Source organism: Mesorhizobium sp. RSR565B, assembly GCF_054719465.1.
In genome coordinates this window covers 3,534,315-3,557,399 of the sequence record NZ_JBTTIE010000001.1, presented here as the reverse complement: position 1 = coordinate 3,557,399, position 23,085 = coordinate 3,534,315, and the positions used below count along the sequence as shown (strand labels likewise).

The 23,085-nt window shown below is 64.2% G+C and carries 22 protein-coding genes; 16 read left to right on the top strand and 6 right to left on the bottom strand.

The features are described 5' to 3' along the window. Positions 1-70: 70 nt before the first annotated feature. From fliF to ACYG9R_RS17255, 16 genes are all read left to right on the top strand, one after another. A complete protein-coding gene (gene fliF, locus ACYG9R_RS17330) occupies positions 71-1,711 on the top strand; it encodes a flagellar basal-body MS-ring/collar protein FliF (protein ID WP_023823320.1) in 1,641 nt (546 codons plus the stop codon). 3 nt (positions 1,712-1,714) lie between these two features. Further along, the gene (locus tag ACYG9R_RS17325; RefSeq protein WP_023683300.1) at positions 1,715-2,341 is read left to right on the top strand and encodes a hypothetical protein; all 627 of its coding nucleotides are present in this window, start codon (positions 1,715-1,717) and stop codon (positions 2,339-2,341) included. Between the two features lie 31 nt (positions 2,342-2,372). Continuing rightward, positions 2,373-3,719 carry a MotB family protein gene (locus tag ACYG9R_RS17320; protein ID WP_023823319.1) on the top strand — a complete coding sequence of 449 codons (1,347 nt, stop codon included), beginning with the start codon at positions 2,373-2,375 and terminating at the stop codon, positions 3,717-3,719. Continuing rightward, positions 3,716-5,146: a chemotaxis protein gene (locus tag ACYG9R_RS17315; protein WP_023823318.1), complete on the top strand. Its 1,431-nt coding sequence runs from the start codon at positions 3,716-3,718 to the stop codon at positions 5,144-5,146. Before ACYG9R_RS17320 ends, ACYG9R_RS17315 begins: the two co-directional genes overlap by 4 nt. A 95-nt stretch (positions 5,147-5,241) precedes the next feature. Further along, entirely contained in the window at positions 5,242-6,528 is a 1,287-nt protein-coding gene (fliK, locus tag ACYG9R_RS17310) for a flagellar hook-length control protein FliK (RefSeq protein ID WP_196813570.1), read from the top strand. After that, positions 6,461-7,048 carry a transglycosylase SLT domain-containing protein gene (locus ACYG9R_RS17305; protein WP_373432824.1) on the top strand — a complete coding sequence of 196 codons (588 nt, stop codon included), beginning with the start codon at positions 6,461-6,463 and terminating at the stop codon, positions 7,046-7,048. Before fliK ends, ACYG9R_RS17305 begins: the two co-directional genes overlap by 68 nt. 220 nt (positions 7,049-7,268) lie before the next feature. Further along, the gene (locus ACYG9R_RS17300) at positions 7,269-7,937 is read left to right on the top strand and encodes a response regulator transcription factor (RefSeq protein WP_023683295.1); all 669 of its coding nucleotides are present in this window, start codon (positions 7,269-7,271) and stop codon (positions 7,935-7,937) included. Between the two features lie 91 nt (positions 7,938-8,028). Beyond that, positions 8,029-9,282, top strand: coding sequence for a flagellar hook protein FlgE (locus tag ACYG9R_RS17295; protein ID WP_023823317.1), 1,254 nt, complete (start codon positions 8,029-8,031; stop codon positions 9,280-9,282). Positions 9,283-9,458: 176 nt separating this feature from the next. After that, positions 9,459-10,913, top strand: coding sequence for a flagellar hook-associated protein FlgK (gene flgK / locus ACYG9R_RS17290; RefSeq protein WP_023823316.1), 1,455 nt, complete (start codon positions 9,459-9,461; stop codon positions 10,911-10,913). A 3-nt stretch (positions 10,914-10,916) separates the two neighbouring features. After that, complete coding sequence (locus ACYG9R_RS17285; RefSeq protein ID WP_023671892.1) at positions 10,917-11,960, top strand: flagellar hook-associated family protein; 1,044 nt, start codon at positions 10,917-10,919, stop codon at positions 11,958-11,960. Between the two features lie 30 nt (positions 11,961-11,990). Next, positions 11,991-12,338, top strand: coding sequence for a flagellar biosynthesis regulator FlaF (flaF, locus tag ACYG9R_RS17280; protein WP_023671893.1), 348 nt, complete (start codon positions 11,991-11,993; stop codon positions 12,336-12,338). Continuing rightward, positions 12,335-12,778, top strand: a complete 444-nt coding sequence (flbT, locus tag ACYG9R_RS17275) for a flagellar biosynthesis repressor FlbT (protein WP_023683290.1) — start codon at positions 12,335-12,337, stop codon at positions 12,776-12,778. Before flaF ends, flbT begins: the two co-directional genes overlap by 4 nt. Beyond that, a complete protein-coding gene (gene flgD, locus ACYG9R_RS17270) occupies positions 12,778-13,185 on the top strand; it encodes a flagellar hook assembly protein FlgD (RefSeq protein ID WP_023823315.1) in 408 nt (135 codons plus the stop codon). The genes flbT and flgD overlap by 1 nt, the downstream gene beginning before the upstream one ends. A 24-nt stretch (positions 13,186-13,209) precedes the next feature. Beyond that, on the top strand, positions 13,210-13,476 hold the full coding sequence (gene fliQ / locus ACYG9R_RS17265; protein WP_023671896.1) for a flagellar biosynthesis protein FliQ: 267 nt from the start codon (positions 13,210-13,212) through the stop codon (positions 13,474-13,476). A 71-nt stretch (positions 13,477-13,547) separates the two neighbouring features. Continuing rightward, complete coding sequence (asnB, locus tag ACYG9R_RS17260) at positions 13,548-15,416, top strand: asparagine synthase (glutamine-hydrolyzing) (protein WP_023823314.1); 1,869 nt, start codon at positions 13,548-13,550, stop codon at positions 15,414-15,416. 223 nt (positions 15,417-15,639) lie between these two features. Further along, the gene (locus ACYG9R_RS17255) at positions 15,640-17,283 is read left to right on the top strand and encodes an MFS transporter (RefSeq protein WP_023671898.1); all 1,644 of its coding nucleotides are present in this window, start codon (positions 15,640-15,642) and stop codon (positions 17,281-17,283) included. A gap of 23 nt (positions 17,284-17,306) precedes the next feature. Here ACYG9R_RS17255 and ACYG9R_RS17250 read toward each other — a convergent pair whose 3' ends face one another. Genes ACYG9R_RS17250 through ACYG9R_RS17225 form a run of 6 tightly spaced genes read right to left on the bottom strand, consistent with a single transcriptional unit; the run spans position 17,307 to position 23,050 of the window. Then, entirely contained in the window at positions 17,307-17,675 is a 369-nt protein-coding gene (locus ACYG9R_RS17250) for a cupin domain-containing protein (protein WP_081726812.1), read from the bottom strand. Between the two features lie 58 nt (positions 17,676-17,733). Further along, positions 17,734-19,119 carry an NAD(P)/FAD-dependent oxidoreductase gene (locus tag ACYG9R_RS17245; protein WP_023823313.1) on the bottom strand — a complete coding sequence of 462 codons (1,386 nt, stop codon included), beginning with the start codon at positions 19,117-19,119 and terminating at the stop codon, positions 17,734-17,736. Between the two features lie 50 nt (positions 19,120-19,169). Continuing rightward, on the bottom strand, positions 19,170-20,285 hold the full coding sequence (locus ACYG9R_RS17240) for an ABC transporter ATP-binding protein (protein ID WP_023823312.1): 1,116 nt from the start codon (positions 20,283-20,285) through the stop codon (positions 19,170-19,172). Next, the gene (locus ACYG9R_RS17235; RefSeq protein ID WP_023695739.1) at positions 20,282-21,079 is read right to left on the bottom strand and encodes an ABC transporter permease; all 798 of its coding nucleotides are present in this window, start codon (positions 21,077-21,079) and stop codon (positions 20,282-20,284) included. Before ACYG9R_RS17235 ends, ACYG9R_RS17240 begins: the two co-directional genes overlap by 4 nt. Further along, positions 21,079-21,951: an ABC transporter permease gene (locus ACYG9R_RS17230; protein ID WP_023683283.1), complete on the bottom strand. Its 873-nt coding sequence runs from the start codon at positions 21,949-21,951 to the stop codon at positions 21,079-21,081. The genes ACYG9R_RS17235 and ACYG9R_RS17230 overlap by 1 nt, the downstream gene beginning before the upstream one ends. Positions 21,952-21,973: 22 nt before the next feature. After that, positions 21,974-23,050, bottom strand: a complete 1,077-nt coding sequence (locus ACYG9R_RS17225; protein WP_023728389.1) for an extracellular solute-binding protein — start codon at positions 23,048-23,050, stop codon at positions 21,974-21,976. Between the last annotated feature and the right edge of the window lie 35 nt (positions 23,051-23,085).

The following is a 23,085-nucleotide window of genomic DNA, read 5'->3' as shown; positions in this document are numbered from 1 at the left end:
CTCTATCATCTTCGCACAAGCTTCGCGGTCTAGTGTTCCCACGGAATATCATGCTGGGAGCGCTTGAATCGTGCCGCAACAGATCCAGAGCATCATCTCGAATCTCAGGGCATTTGGCGTCAGGCGCCTTGCCATGCTGGCCGGCATTGCCGCATTGGTGATGGCCGTCATCGGCATCGGCTCGGTCTATCTCAACCGCCCGGCCTATGAGACGCTCTATGTCGGGCTCGATCGCTCCGACGTGAACCAGATCGGCCTGGTGCTCGGCGAAGCCGGCATCGGCTTCGACGTCGGCTCCGACGGCACCTCCGTGCTGGTGCCGGCCGGCACCACCGCGCAGGCGCGCATGCTGCTCGCCGAAAAGGGCCTGCCGACCAGCGCCAATGCCGGCTACGAACTGTTCGACAATGTCGGTTCTCTTGGCCTGACCTCCTTCATGCAGCAGATCACCCGCGTGCGCGCGCTGGAAGGCGAGATCGCCCGCACCATCCAGTCGATATCCGGCATCAAGGCCGCCCGCGTTCACATCGTCATGTCCGAGCGCGCCAATTTCCGCCGCGACGAACAGCAACCCTCCGCCTCGGTGGTCATCCGCTATTCCGGCATCGACGCCGAAAAGAGCGCCATGTCGATCCGCCATCTCGTCGCCGCCGCCGTGCCGGGCCTGTCGGCCGACAAGGTTACCGTGCTCGATTCCAACGGCAACCTTCTCGCCGCCGGCGACGATCCCTCCAACACAAGTGCTGCCCGCACGCTCGGCGTCGAGCAGACCGTCGAGGCGCAGATCGGCGACAACATCCGCCGCGCGCTGACGCCTTATCTCGGCCCCGACAATTTCCGCGCCAGCGTCAAGGCCGATGTCAACACCGACACCCGCCAGACCGAAGAGACGATCTTCGATCCGGAGTCACGCGTGGAGCGTTCCGTGCAGTCGGTGCGCGCCAACGAAAACAGCAATCAGAGGCAGGCCTCGACCCCGGCCACCGTCGAGCAGAACCTGCCCGAGACCCAGGCGACCAGCACCGATGGTCCGCAGACGTCATCGGAGAATGATCGCAAGGAGGAGATCACCAATTACGAGATCAACTCCAAGAAGATCGCCACAGTCTCGAACGGCTATTCCGTCACCAAGATGTCGATCGCCGTCGTCGTCAATCAGCAGCGGCTGATGACCATCCTCGGCAAGGACGCAACGCCCGAGCAGATCGCCAAGCGCGTTGCCGACATCCAGAAGATGGTGGCTTCGGCCACTGGCTTCGACGACAAGCGCGGCGACATCATCGATGTCTCGGCCGTCGAGTTCATCGACGGGCTCGACGGCGAGGCGGTCGAACAGCCGGGCATAATGGCGTCGATCGGAACCCATGCCGGTACGATGATCAACGCCGGCGCTTTCATCGTCGTGGTGTTCCTGGTCGCCTTCTTCGGCCTGAGGCCAATGGCCACCGCGCTGAGCGCGCGGCCGACGCCGGCACTTGCCGGTCCGAGCTTCGACGACGTCCAGCGTTCGCTGCCGACACCCGAAGCCGCCGGCGCCGAACCGGCGCCGGCTGCCTTGCCCGGCAGCCGCCCCGGCCCGACTCCACTCGATGATCTTCGCCAGAAGATCAGGCCGGCGCCACAGGAGCGGCTTGCCCGCATGGTCGACATCAATGAGGAGCGCACCGCGCAGATCCTGCGCAAATGGGCGGCCCAGGAAGCAGCGGTATAGACCATGGCCTCGGCAGCGCTTTTCGACCTTTTGCCGGATTTCGGCGCACGCAGCCAGCGTGCCGGCCAGCCCTCGCTCGCGGCCATGGCCGAGCCAAGGCCGGAGACGTCGGCGCCGCAGGCCGACATCGGCGCGCTGATCGCCGAAGCGGTCATCGATGCCGAAGCCGCCCTTGAAGCCCGCCTTGCCATCGCCCACCAGGCAGCGCTCGAGGCGCAGAGACAGGCCAATGCCGATGAAGCAAAGGCCTTTCTGGAAAGTTTCGGCGGCGATCTCGGCGCGGTCGTCACTGCCCGTATCGAGATCATGGAGGCCAAGGTCAGCGACCTCGTCGGCGCCACCATTGCGCGCATCATTGGCGGCCTTGTCAGCGACGATCTGCAGAAGCGTTCGCTGGAAGCCCTTGCCGGCACGATCCGCGAAGCCGTCGGCGACAGCGAGGCGGTGCGCATCGCCGTGCGCGGACCGCTGTCATTGTTCGAGGCACTGAAGGCTTCGCTCGGCCCACGCGCGGCCAATCTCGATTTCATCGAGGCGCCCGGCTTCGACCTTACCGTCGCCATTGACGAGGCGGTGTTCGAAACCCGCATTGCCGAATGGTCGGCCGCCTTGTCGGAGGCCCTGTCATGAGCGGGGGCCCTATTATGAACGAGTGGACGTCATGAGCGTTGCCGACGCCGCTGAGCCCAGGCACGAGATCATCATCGTGCGGCGCAATCACGACGACCACGACGACGCCCACCACGGCGGCGTCTGGAAGATTGCTTTTGCCGATTTCATGACTGCCATGATGTGCTTCTTCCTCGTCATGTGGCTGATCAACGCCGCCAACGAGCAGACCAAGGCTGCCGTTGCCAGCTATTTCAACCCGGTCAAGCTGGTCGATCGCAACGCCAGCCGCAAGGGCCTTGAAGACCTCGGCGATGGCCCGAGCAAGGTCGGGCTGACGGCGGACGACCCGCGGGACAAGACCAGCAAGGCCGGACAGGACGGCATCGGCGGCGCCGGCACCTCGGACAAGAAGCAGCCGAAGGAATCGGCGCCAAAGACGGATCTTTCCGACGAGCATCTGTTTGCCGATCCCTATGCGGTGCTGTCGGAAATCGCCACCGACACCGGCGTCATGCAAAATGTCAGCGAGAAGGGCGATGGCGGCGCGCAGGCGTCCGGCCCGGCTACCGGCGCATCCGGCGGCCAATCCTACCGCGACCCGTTCGCGCCGGATTTCTGGTCGCAGCAGGTGGCTGCACCAGGCGCCGAAGCCACCGCCGAACGCACCAAGATCGAAGGCGATCCCCTGAAGCCGGGTGACAAGGCGGCACAGACGCAAGTGGCGGAGGTGAAGGCCGTGCCGGCCGCGCCGCCAGTGGCCGCGGCGCCGCTCGAGCCGCTGGCGAAATCCGTTTCCGATAAGCCGCTGACCAAGGCTGAAGCCAAAACAGAGGCCAAGGCTGAAGCAGCCAAGGCCGAAATTGCAAAGGCCGAAGCCGCCGAAGCACAACCCGCACCCAAACCCGAAGCCGCAGAAAAAGCGCCGACGGCCGCCACTGTTAGAGCCGCGGCGCAGGTCAAGCAGGAACTGGCCGAGGCCTTCAAGCCAGGCGACAAATTGCATAATGGCGTCTCCGTCGAAGCCACCGACAAGGGTGTCGTCATTTCGATCACGGACCAGTTCGATTTCGGCATGTTCGAGATCGGATCGGCGGTGCCTAGGCGTGAACTGGTGCTGGCGATGGAAAAGATCGGCCGCATCGTCAACGAGCAGAAAGGCACGATCAGCATCAACGGCCACACCGACGCGCGGCCGTTCCGCAGCGACACTTACGACAATTGGCGGCTGTCCACGGCGCGCGCCCATTCCGCCTATTACATGCTGGTGCGCGGCGGCGTCGACGAGCGCCGCATCACCGAGGTCGCCGGCTTCGCCGATCGCGAGCCGAAAATTGCAGCCGACCCGATGGCGGCCGCGAACCGCCGCATCGAAATCCTGATGGCGACCGACGGATGAGGCGCGCCGCGATCATCGGCCGCGCCGTCGGGCTGCTGCTGCTGAGCGCTGTCCATCCGCCATCGGCCTTCGCCGAGGACGGCTTGCAGCCCTATCAGCTGGTGCGCTCGCTGCAGCTTGTGCAGGACCGCATCGCCGCCGGCGATCACGCCGCGCTGCCGATGCAGGCCAAGCTGCTCGAAATGGCCGACACAAGGCTGCGCGCGGCGGACGCAGATGATTTCAGCGACCCGAAGAATTTTCGCGCCTTGCTGGTCTATGGCATGAGTGGCGGCAACCCCGTCACCGTCGAGGCGGCGGTGTCGCGCGCCAAGACCGACCCGCAAAGCCTGACCATCGCCAAGGGCATTGTCGATTATCTGAACGGCCGGCAGGCGGCTGCGATCGAGGCGCTGAAGCCGATCGATCCGATGACCCTGCCCCCCGATGTCGGTGCCTTTCTGGCGCTGGTCAAGGGCTCGCTTCTCGCCACCGAGCAACCGGTCAGCGCGCTTGCGCTGCTCGACGATGCTCGCCTGCTCAGCCCCGGCACGCTGGTCGAGGAAGCAGCACTGCGCCGCTCGGTCGGCATCGCCGCCGCGCAAGGCGACGGTGCGCGTTTCGCGCTTGCCTCAACCCAATACGTCGAAGACTACCTCTATTCGCCCTATGCCAGCCAGTTCGCCGACGCCTTCGTCTCCGGCGTCATCACGCTGCACATGGCGATCAGCCAGGACAAGCTCGCCGACATCACCGCAATGATGGATCCAGAACGCGAGAAGGTGATCTATCTGCGCATCGCCCGCCGCGCCGCGATCGACGGCTTTGCCGATCTCTCCGCCTTTGCCTCGGCCAGGGCTGAACGGGGCCGCGACGGCATCCACAATCAGGACGATCCGCGCGCCCAGCTCTATTCCAGCCTGTCCACGGTAACGTCCGGCACCATCGGCGAGGTCCGCGCCAAGCTGGACAAGATCGATCGCAACCAGCTTTCGCAAAGCGACCGCGACCTGCTCGATGCCGCGCAGGCCGTGGCGGGTGAAGTCATCGCCCCGCCGGCGCCGCTGCCTGCCGAAAAGCCCGCACCTGCCGCGGCCAGGCAGGAGCCGGTCAAGACCGCGGCCCTGGAAAGACCCGACGAGCCAGAGCTGCCGCCGGTCGAAGGCGCGATGCCGGAACAGCCAGCCGCCACAACGTCGAGTGAACAGCCCGCAACCGACCAACCGAAGGCGGCAAGTGAGCCGGCCGCGCAGGCACCGAGCACGCCCGAGCCAAAGGCGGCGGAAACGCCTGCAGTCGCCTCGGCCAGCGATGCGGCTCCGGTCGTGCCGGCATCGGTGCCGGCCCCCGCCGCAGTAGAGCCTACCGATCCCACCGACGCCGCCATGGCGAGGACGCGTCACCAGCTCGATTTGATCGACCAGATGCTTGGAGCAGCCCCGAAATGACCACCAATGTTGGCCAGGCCCTGCCGGCTCCCGCGCACGCCGGATCGAAGCAGTCGGCCTCAAACGCCAAGGGCGGCGACAAAAGCTTCGGCGACATGGTGCGCGGCGACGACGATGCGCCGACACCGATAGGCCAGGGAGCAATTGAGGCCGCGTCGCACGAGCTGCATTGGGCCAAACGCAGCCCTGCCGGTCCCGGCAAAAGCGAAATCCCACACACCCAGTCTGGCAAAACGGGGACGAAATCCGCTGCCGGCAAGGCCGCAAAAGAACATGCCGATAGTGGCCCGGACAAACCATCCAAGGACGCTGAGGTGGCCGGACGAGACGCGGATGCAGGATCGCTGCAGGATCATTTGCCACTGGTGCTGGCGCTGCACGATATCAGGCATTTCTCAACGGTCCGGACAAGCGGGAACGGCATCGCGACGAATGGACAGACTGGGCAACCGGCGCCCGCTGGCGAGGCCACTTCTGCACAGACGTCGCCTCTGAAGAGACACCGCGCAGCGTCCGGCATTGACAACAGACTCGACACGACGACGCGATCGGAACGGGCCAAGCCCGGTACCAGCGTTTCCGCACAGGATCAGGGGCAAAAGCTGCCCGCGATCGGGCTCCAGTCCGGCAAACTGCCGCACCAGGATGGTCCGACGCCTCCTCTACCGGCGGGCCAGACGGCAAGCGACGTTTCGGCACCCGAGGCAAAACGGTCCGCGCCGTCGGCGAAGTCCGTCGATGGAGCCCATTCCGCGGCATCGTCCACACAGGGAAAACAGCCGCCATTCGCTGCGCGCGTCGACATTGTCGCCGAACAGAGCTTCCCCGCGCCGGCGCATAGTCCGATAAACCAAACGACTTCGGCGCTTATCGACGCGCTGGCTTCGGATAACGGCCTGCGGCAAGCGGTTTCGACGCCGTCGACGACCGCCCAGACGGCCGGTTCTGTTGCCGTTCCGACACATATATTGAAGATCGAGCTTCACCCGGCAGAGCTCGGCATGGTCACCGCCAGTCTCAGGCTTTCCGGAGAACAACTTTCGATAGAATTGAAGCCCGAAACCCATGAGGCTTACCGCCGTCTCGCCACCGACAGCGACGCCATCGTGAAGTCGTTGCGCGGGCTCGGCTTCGATGTCGACAAGGTGACCATCCTGCAACCCTCGATAGCGATCCACGCGGCGGCCCGCAGCGATGCAGCGAACTCGCATCCAATGCCGCAAGGCCGCGACCAGTCCGCTTTTCAGCCCGGAAACTCGAGCGGCAACAATACGGGTTCGGGCGGCCACCAGTCGGGAAGAAACCGCAATGACGATGCCCAGGAATTCGGCCGCGCTGGCGCGCCTGCTCGCGAGCGTGCTGGCGACGATATGTTTATCTAGCCTCGCCACCAAGCCGGCCACCGCCGCCACCAACCCTTGCGAGCCCGAGATTTTGCGTGCCGCCGATCGCTATGGCGTGCCGGCCGGCATCCTCTATGCGGTCGGACTGACCGAGACCGGCAAGAAGGGAAGCCTGCAGCCTAATGCGTTGAATATAGAGGGGAAAGCGGTATTTCCAAGGAACCGCACCGAGGCCCTGGCCGCCTTCGAAGCAGCCCGGCGCGAGGGCAAGACACTCATCGATCTCGGCTGCATGCAGATCAACCATCACTATCACGCCGCGCATTTCCGCAGCGTCGACGACATGCTGGACCCGCGCCAGAATGTCGACTATGCCGCGCGCTTCCTGGCCAGCCTGCATGCGCGTCATGTCAGCTGGTCGATGGCCGTCGCCCGCTACCACGCCGGCCCCGACAATGACCCCGCGCAGAAATTCTATGTCTGCCGCGTCATCGCCAATATGGTCGCCACCGGCTTCGGCAAATGGACCCCGAACGCCCGCAACTTCTGCAACCATTAGGTGAATCATCTCTTGCGAACGGCTGCAAATCCACGCCCGGCGGGTGACGTGCCACGTCACCCGTTCGGCAACCAACGATACAACCTCCTGATTGCGGTTATTTCGAAACTCGAAATAACTCCCAAGAAAATAGCTACAAGAAATGATGGTTGTTCAGGATTCCCGGCACCGGTTACGGCTCTTCCCACGGGGCAGATGATCTGATTCGGAGGCGGGGCCGATGATTGTAATCGTTGACGAGCGTGAGCTCGTAACTGAAGGCTATAATTCACTTTTCGATCGTGAGGGCGTCGCCTGTGCAGGCTTCGCGTCCGGTGAATTCGGCGAGTGGGTGACATCGGCCGCCGACACGGATTTGCGATCGGTCCGAGCCTTCCTCATCGGCGACTGCCGCGAAGGCGCCATCTCGCCACGCCAGATCCGCGACCGCACCGGCGCTCCGGTTATCGCGCTCAGCGAACAGCACTCGCTTGAAAATACGCTGCGGCTGTTCGAGAGCGGTGTCGACGACGTCATCCGCAAGCCGGTCCATATCCGGGAGATCCTGGCCCGCATCACCGCCATCCGCCGCCGCGCCCATGAGGACGTCAGCTATACCGAGATCGGCGCCATGCGCATCTTCATGGACGGCCGCGATCCCGAGATCGATGGCCAGCCGTTGCCTCTGCCGCGCCGCGAACGCCGCATCCTCGAATATCTGGCGAGCAACCGCGGACGCCGCGTCACCAAGACCCAGGTCTTCAACGCCATCTACGGCATCTTCGACGAAGAGGTCGAGGAGAACGTCGTCGAGAGCCACATCTCCAAATTGCGCAAGAAGCTGCGCGAAAAGCTCGGCCAGGACCCGATAGATTCCAAGCGCTTCCTTGGCTACCGGCTGGTGTTCTGATGGCGGTCTGCGCCAGCCTCGCGCAAGACAGAAATTATATCCTCGCGACCACAGATGGGCCCAACGATGTTGGGCATTGAGGAGACGTTCGATGAGCCTTTACGGAATGATGCGGACCGGCGTTTCCGGCATGAACGCGCAGGCCAACCGCCTTTCGGCCACAGCCGACAACATCGCCAATTCCGACACCACCGGCTACAAGCGATCCTCGGCCGAGTTTTCGACGCTGATCATGCCGCAGGTCGGCGGCGCCTATAATTCCGGCGGCGTCAACACCACCATCCGCTCGGCCATCAGCGCCCAGGGCGTGCTGCAGTACACGACCTCGGTTTCCGACCTTGCGGTCAACGGCAACGGTTTCTTCGTCGTCCAGGACCCCAGCGGAACGCCTTTCCTCACCCGCGCCGGCGCATTCGTTCCCGACGCTCAGGGCAGACTGGTCAACGCCGCCGGCTACCAGCTGATGGCCTACAGCTACGCCAACGGCACACCGGCTGCCACCGCCAACGGTTTCGAAGGGCTGGTGCCGGTCCAGATCTCCGACCAGGAAATGACCGCGACGCCCAGCACCGCGGGCAACTTCAACGCCAATCTGCCGGCCGGCGCCACGCCGCCCGCCGGTCCGCTGCCGTCCACCAACAGCCCGACGGCGGAATACACGTCGAAATCCTCGATGGTCACCTACGACAATCTCGGCAACAAGAAGCTGCTCGACGTCTATTTCACCAACACCGGCACCGGCGCCTGGTCGGTCTCTGTGTTCGACCAGTCCCAGGCGACGCCGGGCACATCCTTCCCCTATACGGGCGGCGCGCTGGCCACGGCCAACCTGACCTTCGACACCACCACCGGCAAGCTAACCGGCGCGGTCGACAGCATAACGATCCCCGTACCGGGCGGTGCGTCGCTCGACCTCGATTTGTCCAAGCTGACTCAGCTCGGCACCGGCTTCACGGTCTCCGAAGCCAAGGTCAACGGCAACGCGCCCAGCACGATCGAAAAGATCCAGATCGGCGAGGACGGAGTCATTTACGCCCAGTATCAGGACGGCTCGACCAAGCCGCTGTTCAAGATCCCACTGGCCGACGTCCAGAGCGCCGACAACCTCACCGCACTGCCTGGCAATGTCTATGCGCAGTCCACCGACTCCGGCACCGTGCGCATCGGCTTCGCCAATGAAGGCAAGCTCGGCAGCATCATCTCCGGCGCGTTGGAAAATTCCAACGTCGATATCGCCGAGGAATTGACCAACATGATCGCGGCGCAGCGCAGCTACACCGCTAACTCGAAAGTGTTCCAGACCGGTTCCGACCTCATGGATGTCCTTGTCAACCTGAAGAGATAAACGACGGGCGCCAGGGGAATGAACCCAAACCAGAGCAGCGCGGTGCGCGGATTTCGAATTCAAGGCCACACCGGCAAACCGGCCGGGGTGGTCTGGAATTGCAGGTTTCCGAACGCCGACGCCGCCGACAGGGCAGAGACGTCATCCCCTCCCCACTGGCCTCGTGAAAGACCCGCATGTCGCTGACTTCCGCATTGACCATAGCCCAACAGTCGCTTCAGACCACATCGAAGCAGACCAGCGTCCTTTCCCGCAATATTGCCGACGCCAGCAACCCCGACTATGCCCGCCGCACGGCGGTCGTCGTCAGCAGCGCGCCCGGCGCCCGCTCGGTCGAGATCCAGCGCGCCACCAACGCCCTGCTGTTTCGCCAGAACCTTAGCGCGCAATCGGCATGGAGCGGCCAGAGCACGCTTTACAGCGGAATTGACCGCCTCGCCGTTGCCGTCAACGGCGTCGACAACTCCTCCTCTGCCTCGACCGCGATCGGCAAGCTGCAGAACGCGCTGCAGCTTTACGCCGCTACGCCATCCAACCAGAACCTCGGCTCCAGCGTCATCGACGCGGCCCAGCAGGTGGTGCGCGCTCTGAACGACGGCACCAACGCGATCCAGGATTTCCGCACCCAGGCCGATGGCGAGATATCAACGGCGGTTAACGATCTCAACTCGCTGCTTAGTCAGTTCCAGGACGCCAACAAGGCGGTCATCTCCGCAACCCGTTCGGGTACCGACGCATCCGACGCGCTCGACCAGCGCGACGCTTTGCTGAAGAAGATCGCGGACTATGTGCCGGTGTCGACCTTCACGCGTGGCGACAACGACATGGTCATCACCACCAAGGATGGCACGACACTGTTCGAGACCATTCCGCGCTCGGTAAGTTTCACCCCGTCGGCGGGCTACACGGCCGGCACACCAGGCAACACCATCTACATCGACAATGTGCCGGTCAGCGCCGGGGCTGGCGGTAACACCAGCGCCGACGGCAAGCTCGCCGGGCTCATCACCTTGCGCGACGGCGTCGCGGCGACGATGCAGAGCCAGCTCGACGAAGTGGCGCGCGGCCTCATCACCGCCTTTGCCGAAACAGCACCTTCGCAGCCCGACCGAACCGGCCTGTTCACCTGGTCGGGTGCGCCCGCCATTCCGGCCGCCGGCACGCTGATCGACGGGCTTGCCGGCTCGATCAAGGTCAACGCCGCAATGGACTCGAGCGTCGGCGGCAATCCGGTGCTGCTGCGCGACGGCGGCGCCAATGGTGCGGCCTATATCGCCAACACTGCCGGCAACGCCTCCTATTCGCAGCTCTTGATCGGCTATGGCGACAAGCTCGACAAGCCGATGCCTTTCGACGCTGCGGCCGGCATCACCGTCACGTCCAGCGTGTCCGACTACGCCGCCAATGCCATTGGCTGGTTCGAAGGCCAGCGCCAGCAGGCCTCGAGCAACGCCGACGCCAAGGAAGCGCTGGCATCGCGCACCGCCGAGGCGCTGTCCAACGACACCGGCGTCAATGTCGACCAGGAGATGTCGCTGCTGCTCGACCTCGAACACACCTATCAGGCCTCGGCGCGCATGATGAAAACCGTCGACGACATGCTGTCGGCCCTGCTCGATGCCGTAGGATAAGCCATGAAAGCCACATCCGTCTCATCAGCCGCCCTCTCCAACGCCGCGCGCTATCAGCAGATGCGCATGCAGGCCGAACTGGTCAAAGCCACCAAGGAATCGACGACCGGCACCGTCGCCGATGTCGGTCTGGCGCTCGGCGCGCGCACCTCGCAGGCGGTCACCTTCTCGCGCGACCTCGACCGGTTGAACGTCATCATCGATTCCAATTCGCTGGTCACCGCGCGGCTGTCCTCGACGCAGGCTGCGCTTGGCCAGCTTTCCGACACTGCGCAGAATTTGCTGACCGCGCTGACCGCCGCCGGCAATTCCTCGAGCACCATCACGCAGCAAGCCGGCAAGGCCGCCGTGCAGCAGATGACCTCTATCCTCAACGCCAGCGTCAACGGCGAATATCTGTTTGCCGGCACCAACACCGACGTCAAGCCGATCGACGATTTCACCGCCGCGGGCTCGCCGGCCAAGGCGGCGTTCGACGCTTCCTTCTCGTCGTATTTCGGCTTCACGCAGGCCGATCCGCTCGCTGCCAACATCACCGCCGCCCAGATGGACGGCTTCATCACCAGCAATGTCTTGCCGCAGTTCATGGGCTCCGGCTGGCAGGCCAACTGGTCGAACGCCACCGACCAGCAGATCGTCAGCCGCATTTCGCTGGGCGAAACCACCCAAACCTCGGCCAGCGCCAATGACGACAGCATCCGCAAGCTCGCCATGGCTTCCGCCCTGATCACCGGCCTGCTGTCCGGCAATATCAGCCAGGCGGCGAAGACCACCGTTGTCGGCCGCGCCCAGGCGATGGTCGGCGAGGCGCTGGGCGGGCTAGGGCAACTGCAGGCCGAGACCGGCCTTGCCGAGAAGCGGGTCTCCGACGCCAGCGACCGCATGAAGACGCAGGTCGACCTGTTCGAGCGCCATATCCTTGATCTGGAAGGCGTCGACCCCGCCGAGGCAGCCACCCGCGTCGCGGATCTGACGCAGCATATCGAGACGTCCTTTGCGCTGACCGCGCGCCTGCAGCAGATGAGCCTGCTGAACTACCTGACCTGACAATCTCAACCGCAACGGTAGAGCCAAACGATGTACCAATTCTCCTACGCCGACATCCAGACAGACTCCGTTGCCGATGCGAAAGATCGCGAGCGGCAGCTTTTGACCCGCTCGATCGAAATGCTGGCGGCGGCGGCGGCGGTCGGCCACACCTCGATGGAAGCGGTCGAGGCGCTGCACTTCACCAACCGGGTCTGGACCACCTTCGTCGAGGATCTCGGTTCCAGCGACAATGTCCTGCCCAAGGAACTGCGCGCCAACCTCATCTCCATCGGCCTGTGGCTGCTGCGCGAGGCCGAGGACATCCGCCAGGGCCGCACCGACAATTTCGAAGGGCTGATCGAAGTGTCCCAGATCATCCGGGACGGCATTCAATGACCAACACGCTGAAGATATCGCTGAAGCCGAACGAGAAGATCTACATCAACGGCGCCGTCATCCGCGTCGACCGCAAGGTCACCGTCGAGCTGATGAACGACGTACAGTTCCTGCTCGAGAACCATGTCATCCAGGCCGACGATGCCTCGACGCCGCTCAAGCAGCTCTATTTCATCCTGCAGGTGATGCTGATGAACCCGGCCGGCGCCATCGAGGCGCGCGCCATGTTCCGCCGCTCGCTGCCCTTGCTTTTGGCAAGCTTCGAGGATGAGCAGATCAGTGGCGCGCTGAAGCAGATCGACCGCATGGTCGGCGAAGACCATATCTATGAAGCGCTGAAGGCTATCCGCGCGCTTTATCCGCTCGAACGCCGCGCACTTGGCGGCAATGACGATGTTCAGGGTGCGAAGCGCCCGCTGGCCGTGGGAGCACAATACTGATGAATGTGGACATGACGACGACGATCCCCACGGGCGCCAACCAGGGTACCCAGCAGACGTCGAAGACAGCGGTCGACTACCAGTCGTTCCTGAAGCTGTTGATCGCCGAGATGAAGAACCAGGATCCGACGAAACCGATGGATTCGACGCAGTACGTCGCCCAACTCGCCACCTTCTCGCAGGTCGAGCAATCGGTGCAGACCAACACCAAGCTCGACCAGATCATGCAGTCGTCGGCGCTGTCGCAGGCCGATGCCCTGATCGGCCGTTCGATCACCTCGGCCGACGGCAAGACGACCGGCGTCGTGGCCTCGGCCAAGCTTGCAAGCAACGGCGTGATCGCCGTGCTGCAGAACGGCACCGAAGTGCCGGTCGGCGCGGGCGTTTCGATAAAGCCGGCCAGCTAGACAGTTCCATAAAGGCGCGCTCACATGAACGAGGCCGACGCCCTAGACATCGTCCAGTATGCGGTGTGGACGGTGCTCGTCGCGTCCGCGCCGGTGGTGCTGGTTGCCATGGTGGTCGGCATCGGCATCGCGCTGATCCAGGCCCTGACCCAAATCCAGGAAATCACCCTGACCTTCGTACCCAAGATCGTAGCCATCATGCTGGTCGTGGCGCTGACCGGTCCGTTCATCGGCAGCCAGATATCGGCCTTCACCAACGTCATCTTCGAGCGCATCGAAAACGGGTTCTAGGCAGCGCTTGCAGGCGGCTGTGTTCCGGCTACATTGCAGGCCATGACTCAGGCAGAACTCACCGGCAGGCCATGTGCGGAATAGCCGGCGTCTGGCGCAAACGAAACCCGATCGACGCCAACGACCTGTCGGATGTCGCCAGCATGATGCAGGCGCTGGTACATCGCGGCCCCGACGATCATGACAGCTGGCACAACAATCGGCTGGCGCTCGGTCACCGCCGACTTACCATCATCGATCCCTCGCCCGCCGCCCGTGAGCCGATGCTGACTTCTTCCGGCGATGGCGTTCTCGTCTACAATGGCGAGGTCTACAATTACCGCTCGCTGCGCGAAACGCTGCAGGCGCAAGGCGTCGTCTTTCGAACCATCTGCGATGCCGAAGTGGTTCTCGAAGCCTTGCATCACTGGGGTCCCGAAAAAGCCGTGCCGCTGTTCGACGGGATGTTTTCCTTCGCCTATTTCGACGCTCGCAGCAGTGCGCTGTGGCTTGCGCGTGACCGTCTTGGAATCAAGCCGATGTCGGTGGCCGACACGCCGGAGCGAATCCTGTTCGCCTCGGAGGACAAGGCGATCCTCGCCTGCGACGGTTTTCCGCGCGACATCGACAGCCGCGAGATCACCTTGCGGCTTGCCTGGCAGAGCCGCGATTCCAGCTACAGCCTGTTCGACCGCATCGAGCGCCTGCCGCCCGCCGGCCTGTGGAAGATCACCGATGGCGTTATCGAGAAGCGCCGCTTCTGGCATGTGCTGGACGTGCTGGAGACCGCGCGCATTACCGGCGATGCATCCGCTGATGCTGAACACATGGCAACGCTCGAGGCGTTGCTCAAGGACAGCGTCGGGCTTCACTGCATCGCCGATACCAGCGTTGCCACCGCCTGCAGCAGCGGTGTCGACTCCGGCCTGATAACGGCGCTGGCAAAGCGGTTCAGGCCGGAAGTCCATGGTTATGTCGTCGACCCGCAGCTCGGCAACAGCGAGGCCGAAGACGCCGAACGCACCGGCCGCCATGTGGGCGTGCCCTTGCGCCGGGTGCAGGTCGACAGGAACCGGTTTTTCGAACTTTGGCCAAGGGTAATCTGGCATCTTGAAAGCGATGGCTGGCACGCCAGCCATGTCGCGCTGCTGGCGCTTGCCGAACGATGCCGGGCCGATGGCGTCAAGGTGCTGCTCACCGGCGAAGGCGCAGACGAATTGTTTGGCGGCTACCCCTTGCAGGCCTTGAGCATGAAGAAGTGGCGTTCCTGGTCGTGGCCCCGGCGCCTGGTGCACTCGAAGCGCTCGCTCGACCGGAGATTCGAACAGCAGCGTCATGCCCCCTACAAGGTCTCGGCTGGAAGCCACTCACAAATGGATCGCAGCATGGTCCTGCGTGCTTTGTCGCCGGAGCTGAATTTCCTGCAAACCGAGATCTTCGACCGGCTGGAGCCGGTGACGCCGCCCGCCGATCGCGCCTTTCTCGGTAGTTGCCTCTACGACCTCTATTCGCATCTGCAGGACATCCTGCACCGGCACGACCGGCTGAGCATGGCGGCGTCCGTGGAACTGCGGGTCCCGTTCCTGGAAAACCGGCTGATCGACTTCGCCATCCATTTGCCGAGGCGGCAGAAATACCGCGACAAAACAGGAAAATGGCTTTTGCGAAAGATCGCTGAAAAGCACATTCCGCGCCAGAACGTCCAGGCGCGCAAGATCGGCTTCGAAATGTCGTCGCAATTCTCTGCCGGCACGGAGACTTTGCTGCGCGGCGGTTTCCTGCGCGATGCCATGAAATGGCCCGCCGCGAATGTGGAGGACATGGTCCAGCTCGCGCGGCGCGAGCAACCGTCCAGGCTGCGGCTTGTCGGCATGGAGCTTTTCCTGCGCCTTCACGCCGGCGGCGAGACGACAGGCACGCTGACCGAAGCCTTGCATACCGCTGCCCGGGACAGAAGCTGACTTCGCGCGCGGCCGACAGCCCCGCGCAGTGGACCAATGAGAACATCGCTCTGGGTAGCGAACCCTTCCCGGCTGACGTATTTTCGCCTTGCTATCCTGTTGTTGGACCATGATCTTTTTCGAAGACGCGTTCGCCCTTTTGGATGTCGTGCTCTATTTCAAACGGATGCCATGATTGTCGTCCCGGCGGACGAAACCAGCACGTTAAGGTGGGACAGGTCTGATGATCGATGACGAGCCGGACAGCGAACGCGTTTCGGCGCTGGCGCCGTTCCGGCACGGCATCTTCCGCGCCGTCTGGTCGGCCAGCCTGGTGTCGAATTTCGGTGGCCTGATCCAGGGCGTCGGCGCCGCCTGGATGATGACCACCATCGCCACGTCGCCCTATCAGGTGGCGCTGGTCCAGGCCTCGGCCACTCTGCCGATCATGCTGTTTGCACTCGTCGCCGGCGCCATCGCCGACAGCTTCAACCGGCGCAAGGTGATGCTGATCGCCCAAATCTTCATGCTGGTCGTCTCTGCACTTCTAACGCTGTTCACCTGGAACGGCTGGATGACGCCGTGGACGCTGCTTGCCTTCACCTTCCTGATCGACAGCGGCACGGCGCTCAACAACCCGTCCTGGCAGGCATCGGTCGGCGACATGGTGCCGCGCAACAAGCTGCCGGCCGCGGTTGCACTCAATTCACTGGGCTTCAACCTGACACGCAGCGTCGGCCCGGCGATCGGCGGCATCATCGTTGCCGCCGCTGGTGCGGCTGCTGCGTTCGCCGCCAATGCGCTGAGCTATATAGGTCTTATCATCGTGCTCTTCCGCTGGAAGCCGGAGCTGCCGGTCTCGACGCTGCCGCGCGAGACGTTGGGCGCCGCCATGGGCGCCGGCCTGCGCTATGTCGCCATGTCGCCCAACATCGGCAAGGTGCTGGTCAGGGGCTCCGCCTTCGGCTTCAGCGCCGGCGCGGTTTTGGCGCTGCTGCCGCTGGTGGCGCGCGACGTCGTCAAGGGCGATGCCTTGACCTACGGCATCATGCTCGGCGCCTTCGGCATCGGCGCCGTCGGCGGCGCGCTGATAAGCGTGCGTCTCAGACAATTGCTGTCCAGCGAGACGATGGTGCGGATGGCCTTCGCCGGCTTTGCCGTCTGCGCCTTCAATGCCGCCATCAGCCTCAATGCCTGGCAGACTGCGGCGGGTTTGCTCATCGGCGGCGCCTGCTGGGTGATCGCGCTGTCGCATTTCAACGTCACGGTGCAGATGTCGACGCCGCGCTGGGTCGTCGGCCGGGTGCTGTCGGTCTACCAGACGGCGACCTTCGGCGGCATTGCGCTGGGCAGCTGGATCTGGGGCGTCGTTGCCGATGCGCATGGCGCCGAAACCGCGCTGATTGCGGCGGCCATCGCGATGCTTGTTGGCGGCGCCATCGGCTTGTTCCTGCCGCTGCCGCAGCAGACGACTCTCAACCTCGACCCGCTCAACCGCTTCAAGGAGCCGCATCTCGGCCTCGACCTGAAGCCGCGCAGCGGCCCCATCGCCATCATGATAGAGTACATTATCCGCGACGAAGATGTGCCCGAATTCCTCGCCACCATGGCCGAGCGCGGGCGCATCCGCCGCCGCGACGGCGCCCGCAACTGGACGCTGGCTCGGGACCTAGAAAATCCCGCAGTCTGGATCGAACACTACCACACGCCGACCTGGCTGGAATACATCCGCCACAACCGGCGCGCCACCCATGCCGACGCCGTCGTCGGCGAGCGGGTGCGGGCGCTGCACAGCGGCGACGAACCGCCGCGCGTGCGCCGCCTGATCGAGCGCCCGACGACCGCCGGCACCGCGCTGGTCTCGCCGAAGGGGCCGATCGATCACTGAGCTCGCCATAGCCGTAGCGCCGGTCAGCCGGCGCTCTGGATCATGTAGAGCTTGCGCGTGGTCTCGCGTATCAGCCACTCGCCCTTCCAGCCCTGCGGCAGGACGAGGAGATCGCCCGGACCGAGTTCCCGCACCTCGCCATCGATGCGGCTCAGTTCCACGCGCCCCGAAATGATGTGGCAGATCTCCGACGAGTCCGAACGATCGGCGGTGAAGCGGCCGGGCGTGCATTCCCAGATGCCGACATCGACAGTCCCGTCCGGCGATTGAAAGAACGAGCGCACGGCCTCGACCTGATCCCCTTCAATCGAGGTTGGCTTAGGAGAGAACGCGCCGATCTCGGCCTTGGCGAGATCGTGGAAGGTCGAAAGATCGATCAAGTCTAGCTCCATGGATAAGAGCAATTCCAGGAAAGGGGTCTGCCCCGGAATTGCGTGAGAACAAATGGCTTTAGTGGTCGGTGATGCTGTCGGCCAACGCGGCCAGCTTCGAGGTGCGCGCAAGCCCTGCCGCCTCGCGGCCATCGGCAATGCGATAAAGCTGGTACATCGAATGCACGCCCAGCCAGCGGAAGGGCTCCGGTTCCCATGGCCTGACCTTGCGGTTGACCCAGGGCAGCTTCGTCAGCTCGGTGTTTGCCCCGAGAACAAGGTCAGCCAGCGTGCGCCCCGAAAGGTTGGAGCTGGACACGCCGAGGCCGACATAGCCGCCGGCCCAGCCGATGCGGGTCGCGGGATCGAGGCCGACCGTGGTGCACCAGTCGCGCGGCACGCCGAGCACGCCGCACCAGGCATGGTCGATGCGGCATCCCTTGGTCTGCGGCAAGAGCGTCGTCAGGATCGTGTGCAGCTGGTCGATCGTGGCCTGCTGCGTCTGGCCGTTGACGTCGGTGCGCGAGCCGTAGCGATAAGGGACGCCGCGTCCGCCCATCGTGATGCGTCCCTCACGCGTGCGCTGGGCATAGCAATAGGCATGCGCCGCATTGCCGAGCAGTTCGTGCCCTTCCCAACCGATGTCGCGCCACAGGTCGGGCGGCAGCGGCTCAGTCACGATCTGCGCGCTGTTGAGCGCCAGCCAGGTCCGCTCCTCGCCGGGGATGCCTGATGTAAAACCCTCGGTCGCGCGGATGATCGTCTCCGCCTGCACCGTACCGCGGTCTGTCGTCACGCTGCCCTTGGCGATGCTTGTCACCGTCGTCTTCTCATAGATCGGCACGCCCAGCCGCTCGACGGCATCGGCAAGCCCACGCACCAGCTTGGCCGGCTGCACCCGCGCCTGGCCATGGACGACGAAGCCGCCCATGACGTTACGGATGTTGATGCGCGTGCGCGTTGAGGCGGCGTCCAGCATCTCGACGCGGTTCGGGTCGACATCCCAGGAACGGATCGTCTCGCATTCTTCGCACACGCGCTCCAACTGCGCTGCGTTGGTGGCCACCGTCAGGTTGTCGACGCGGCGAATGTCGGCGTCGATGCCTTCCTCGGTCGCGACCCGGATCACTTCGTCAACGCAGCCTGCCATCGCCGCCTGCATCGCCATCACGCCTTGGCGGCTCGATGTCTTGAGATATTTTTCGCGCGACCAGCTGAAGCCGCCCGACAGCCAGCCGCCATTGCGCCCCGAAGCGCCGAAGCCGGCAAATTCGCGCTCGACGATCACGACGCGCAGCGATGGCTTCGCCTTTTTCAGATAGTAGGCGGTCCACAGGCCGGTATAGCCGGCGCCGACAATGGCGACATCGGCCTCGATGTTTCCAGGCAAGGGCGGGCGCGGAACGGGAACCGCCCCCAGATCCGCATACCAGAACGATATGTCGCCGTTGCGCTTGGCTTGCATGGAATGACTTTCAGATGAGATCAGGCCAGATGGGATCAGGCCAGATGGAATCAGGTGAGTGTGGTGTCGGCGCTTGCGTCGTCCGCCAGCAGCTTGGCGTCGGTGCCGTCGAAGCAGAGCTCGACCTTGTCGCCGAGGCCAAAACTCTCGCCGGTCAGCGGTGAGCGCACGATCGCGGCCGAGCCGTCGGCGAGCTTAACTTCGTATTTCGATTCCGAGCCGAGATAGATGGCTTCCGCGATCGTCCCCGACAGGCGGTTGGCGCCATTGGCAGCACTTTGGCCGGCTCTTCGGATCGCGAGCTTTTCGGGACGCAGCAGCATCACCGGGCTGGCTTCTCCCGACAGCTTACGCGGTACCGTCACCGTCTCGCCGGCGATGCTCAGCGCGGTGCTGTTGCCATCGCTGCGCGCCTCGCCGCGCAGCACGGTGGAATCGCCGATGAAGCGGCCGACGAACAGCGTTGCCGGCTCGTCATAGAGCTGGCGGCCGGTGCCGACCTGCTCGATGCGCCCGCGGTTGAACACGGCGACGCGGTCGGACAGCACCAGCGCCTCTTCCTGGTCGTGCGTGACATAGACGAAGGTGGTGCCGAGCTCGCGGTGGATGCGCTTGATCTCGAGCTGCAGCCATTGGCGCAGCTTCTTGTCGAGCGCGCCGAGCGGCTCGTCCATCAGGAGCAGCGGGGGGTCGAAGACGATGGCGCGCGCCAGCGCCACGCGCTGCTGCTGGCCGCCCGACAATTCGCTGGGATAGCGATGCGCGAAATCGCCCATCTTGACCATGTCGAGCGCCCTTGCCACGCGTGTCTGCCGCGTCGCCTGGTCGACGCCGCGCAGCGTCAGCGGATAGGCGACGTTGCGGCCGACGCTCATATGCGGGAACAGCGCGTAATGCTGGAAGACGACGCCGATGTTGCGCTTGTGCGCCGGCACGCCGACGACGCTTTTTTCCCCGACCAGAAGCTTGCCGCTGGTGACATCGGTGAAACCGGCAATCACGTTGAGCGTCGTCGTCTTGCCCGAGCCGCTGGGGCCGAGCAGCGTCATGAACTCGCCGGGCTCGATGCGCAGCGACACGCCGTCCAGCGCCTTGAAGCCGCCATAGGCCTTGCTGATCGCTTCGAGATCGATCGCCGCGCCCTTGCTTGTCGGCTTCGGATTCATTGGCGTCCTTTCCGCTCGCGGCCAAGAAGGAGCATGCCGCCGCCGATCAGGATCGTGGTCGCGAAAAGCAGGATCGTGCCGACAGCCGCCACCGTCGGATCGGCGTCGCGCGTGATCGAGGCAAAAATCTGCACCGGCAATGTCTTGAGATAGGGGTTGGTGATGAACAGCGACACGACAATCTCGTCGAACGAGGTGGCGAAAGCGAACAGCAGGCCTGAGAGCACGCCCGGCGCGATCAGCGGCAGCGTCACCGTGCGAAACGTGGTCAGTGCGCCGGCGCCCAGGCTGGCTGCGGCTGTCTCCAGCCGGCGGTCGAACACTTCGAGACTGGCCGAGACCGCGATCAGCACGAAGGGCAGCGCAAGGATGGTGTGGGCCAGCACGAAGCCGAGCAGCGTGCCGACGAGCTGCGTGTCGAGATAGACGGCATAGATGCCGATCGCCAGCACCACGCCCGGCACCACCATCGGCGTCAGCATCAGCATACGCAAAAGGTTCGCCGGCCGCGCCTTCATGCGGTCGAGGCCGAAGGCGGCAAGCGTGCCGAGCACCGTTGCCAGGACGGCAACGATGGAGGCGACTTTCAGCGAGTTCAGGAAGCTGTTCGACCAGTCCGGATTGGTGGCGAAATTCTGGTACCACTGCCAGGAAAAGCCTTGCGGCGGAAACGCCAGCGATTTGTTTTCGTTGAACGACATCGGCACCACGACCAGCGTCGGCGCCACCAGCCATATCGCCACCAGCAGGCAGACGAGCCCGAGAAGAACGCGGGTGAGCGGCTTCATCTCCATCAGCGCCGCCCCGCTTCCCGATGACTGGACCGCATCACAGGTGCTGCCAGCGCCAGCAGCACGAAGGTGGTGACCAGCAGAACGACGCCCATGGCGCCGCCCCTGCCCCATTGCAGCAGGCTGAGCACCTGCGTCTGCACCAGCGTCGACAGCATGGTCGAGCGCGGGCCGCCGAGCAAAGCAGGCGTGATGTAGAAGCCGAGCGACAGGATGAAGACGATGATCGCGCCGGCATAGACGCCGGGCAGCGACAGCGGCAGATAGACGGTGAAGAACGCGCGCGACGGCCGCGCACCGAGGCTTTGCGCCGCACGCATCAGCCTGAGGTCGATGCCTTGCATCACGGAATAGAGCGGCAGGATCATGAACGGCAACAGCACCTGCGCCATGCCGATGACCACGCCGGTCTGGGTGCGGATCAGCTTGACGCCGCCGAACCCGACCGAGCGCAGCAACGAATTGATGACGCCCGAATCCTGCAGCAGGATCACCCATGACAGCGTTCGCACCACACCACTCACCCAGAACGGGATCAGCACGCAAAGCACAAGCACCAGCCGGACGCGCGGCCCGACCGCGGTCATCAGATAGGCATAGGGATAGGCCGCGATGACGCAGACCAGCGTCACCCAGGCCGAAATGACGAAAGTCCGCTGCAGCACTGTCAGGTTGACCGGCGCGCCGAAGAACCAGGCATAGTTCTGCAGCCCCCACTCAGGTTCCGACAGGCTGCGCAAAACGATGGTGAGCAGCGGGTAGCCGATCACCGCGACAAGCAGGATGAGCGCCGGCGCCGTGAGCGCGAACGGCCGCCATGCCCGACCGGGCCGCACATCGGCGGCGGGTTGGGCGATGGGTTCGGACGCGCTCACGGCCTGGCTCTCGCTCGGCTGTTCAGTTGCCGGCCATCAGCGCCGACCACTTCTCCTGCGCCACCGGGAAGTTCTCGACCCAGAACTTGATGTTCTGCTTGTAACCCTGCTTCTGGCGCTCGGGCGTGTTGGTCAGGAAGGCGGCGACCGACGCATCGACCTTGGGCTGCGCGTCATTGTTGATCGGCGTATAGGAGGTCTGCTGCGCCAGGATCTCCTGCGCCCCCTTGCCGAGATAGGCATTGAGCAGCGCATAAGCCGCATCCGTATCTTTGACGCCGACCGGAATGGTCATCTGGTCCATCACCACCAGCCAGTCCTGCCAGGCCGGCGCATATTTGGCGCCGTTCTTCACCGCCGTCATGGCACGTCCGGTCCACATCATCAGCATGTCGGCTTCGCCAGATTCGGCAAGCTGCTGCGATTCAGCGCCGGTCTTCCAATAGATCGTGTCGGGACCGAGCTTGCGGATGACATCGATGGCCTTGTCGATGTCGGCCGCCGTCATCGCCTTCGGGTCGCCGCCAGACGCCTTCAACGCCTGCTCCAGCAGGCCGCCCGTCGGGTCGCCCGAACCGTCGAGCGCGCGCGTGCCGGGGAATTTTGCCGTGTCGAAGAAATCGGCCCAGTTCTTGGGCGGGTTATCCCCATACTTCTCCTTGTTGTACATCAGCACGACGCCGTAGTTCATGGCCGGCACCGAGCATTCGCCGACCTGGCCCTCGGGCACCTTGGAGACGTCGAGCTTGCTGAAATCAAGCTTCTGGAACAGCTTGCCGCAATAGACGTAAGGCGGCAGGTCGGCGGTGTCGACGACGTCCCAAGTGACGTTGCCGGATTCGACCTGCGCCTGCAGCTTGGCGATCTCTGTCGGCCCGTCATTGAGCAGCGTGGCGCCGGACTTTTCGACGAACTCCTTGAGCGCGGCGGCCTGGCCGTCCTGGTAGATGCCGCCATAGGAGACGAGCGTCAGCGTCTTGCCCTTGAGCGAGCCTTCCTTGACCTCACCCGCGACAGGCTTTTCCTGCGCGAACGCTGCGGTTGCCAGAACGCCGAGCGCCAGCACGGCGCCAAGGCCAAGATGTCTTGTTTTCAGCATGATTATTGTTCTCCCATTTGACCCGCATGGATTGA

Excerpts from the sequence above, each read along its gene's own strand:
- ACYG9R_RS17325 (WP_023683300.1), top strand. The coding sequence starts at position 1,715 with ATGGCCTCGGCAGCGCTTTTCGACCTTTTGCCGGATTTCGGCGCACGC.
- ACYG9R_RS17320 (WP_023823319.1), top strand. The coding sequence starts at position 2,373 with ATGAGCGTTGCCGACGCCGCTGAGCCCAGGCACGAGATCATCATCGTG.
- ACYG9R_RS17315 (WP_023823318.1), top strand. The coding sequence starts at position 3,716 with ATGAGGCGCGCCGCGATCATCGGCCGCGCCGTCGGGCTGCTGCTGCTG.
- fliK (WP_196813570.1), top strand. The coding sequence starts at position 5,242 with ATGGTGCGCGGCGACGACGATGCGCCGACACCGATAGGCCAGGGAGCA.
- ACYG9R_RS17305 (WP_373432824.1), top strand. The coding sequence starts at position 6,461 with ATGCCCAGGAATTCGGCCGCGCTGGCGCGCCTGCTCGCGAGCGTGCTG.
- ACYG9R_RS17300 (WP_023683295.1), top strand. The coding sequence starts at position 7,269 with ATGATTGTAATCGTTGACGAGCGTGAGCTCGTAACTGAAGGCTATAAT.
- ACYG9R_RS17295 (WP_023823317.1), top strand. The coding sequence starts at position 8,029 with ATGAGCCTTTACGGAATGATGCGGACCGGCGTTTCCGGCATGAACGCG.
- flgK (WP_023823316.1), top strand. The coding sequence starts at position 9,459 with ATGTCGCTGACTTCCGCATTGACCATAGCCCAACAGTCGCTTCAGACC.
- ACYG9R_RS17285 (WP_023671892.1), top strand. The coding sequence starts at position 10,917 with ATGAAAGCCACATCCGTCTCATCAGCCGCCCTCTCCAACGCCGCGCGC.
- flaF (WP_023671893.1), top strand. The coding sequence starts at position 11,991 with ATGTACCAATTCTCCTACGCCGACATCCAGACAGACTCCGTTGCCGAT.
- flbT (WP_023683290.1), top strand. The coding sequence starts at position 12,335 with ATGACCAACACGCTGAAGATATCGCTGAAGCCGAACGAGAAGATCTAC.
- flgD (WP_023823315.1), top strand. The coding sequence starts at position 12,778 with ATGAATGTGGACATGACGACGACGATCCCCACGGGCGCCAACCAGGGT.
- fliQ (WP_023671896.1), top strand. The coding sequence starts at position 13,210 with ATGAACGAGGCCGACGCCCTAGACATCGTCCAGTATGCGGTGTGGACG.
- asnB (WP_023823314.1), top strand. The coding sequence starts at position 13,548 with ATGTGCGGAATAGCCGGCGTCTGGCGCAAACGAAACCCGATCGACGCC.
- ACYG9R_RS17255 (WP_023671898.1), top strand. The coding sequence starts at position 15,640 with ATGATCGATGACGAGCCGGACAGCGAACGCGTTTCGGCGCTGGCGCCG.
- ACYG9R_RS17250 (WP_081726812.1), bottom strand. The coding sequence starts at position 17,675 with ATGGAGCTAGACTTGATCGATCTTTCGACCTTCCACGATCTCGCCAAG.
- ACYG9R_RS17245 (WP_023823313.1), bottom strand. The coding sequence starts at position 19,119 with ATGCAAGCCAAGCGCAACGGCGACATATCGTTCTGGTATGCGGATCTG.
- ACYG9R_RS17240 (WP_023823312.1), bottom strand. The coding sequence starts at position 20,285 with ATGAATCCGAAGCCGACAAGCAAGGGCGCGGCGATCGATCTCGAAGCG.
- ACYG9R_RS17235 (WP_023695739.1), bottom strand. The coding sequence starts at position 21,079 with ATGGAGATGAAGCCGCTCACCCGCGTTCTTCTCGGGCTCGTCTGCCTG.
- ACYG9R_RS17225 (WP_023728389.1), bottom strand. The coding sequence starts at position 23,050 with ATGCTGAAAACAAGACATCTTGGCCTTGGCGCCGTGCTGGCGCTCGGC.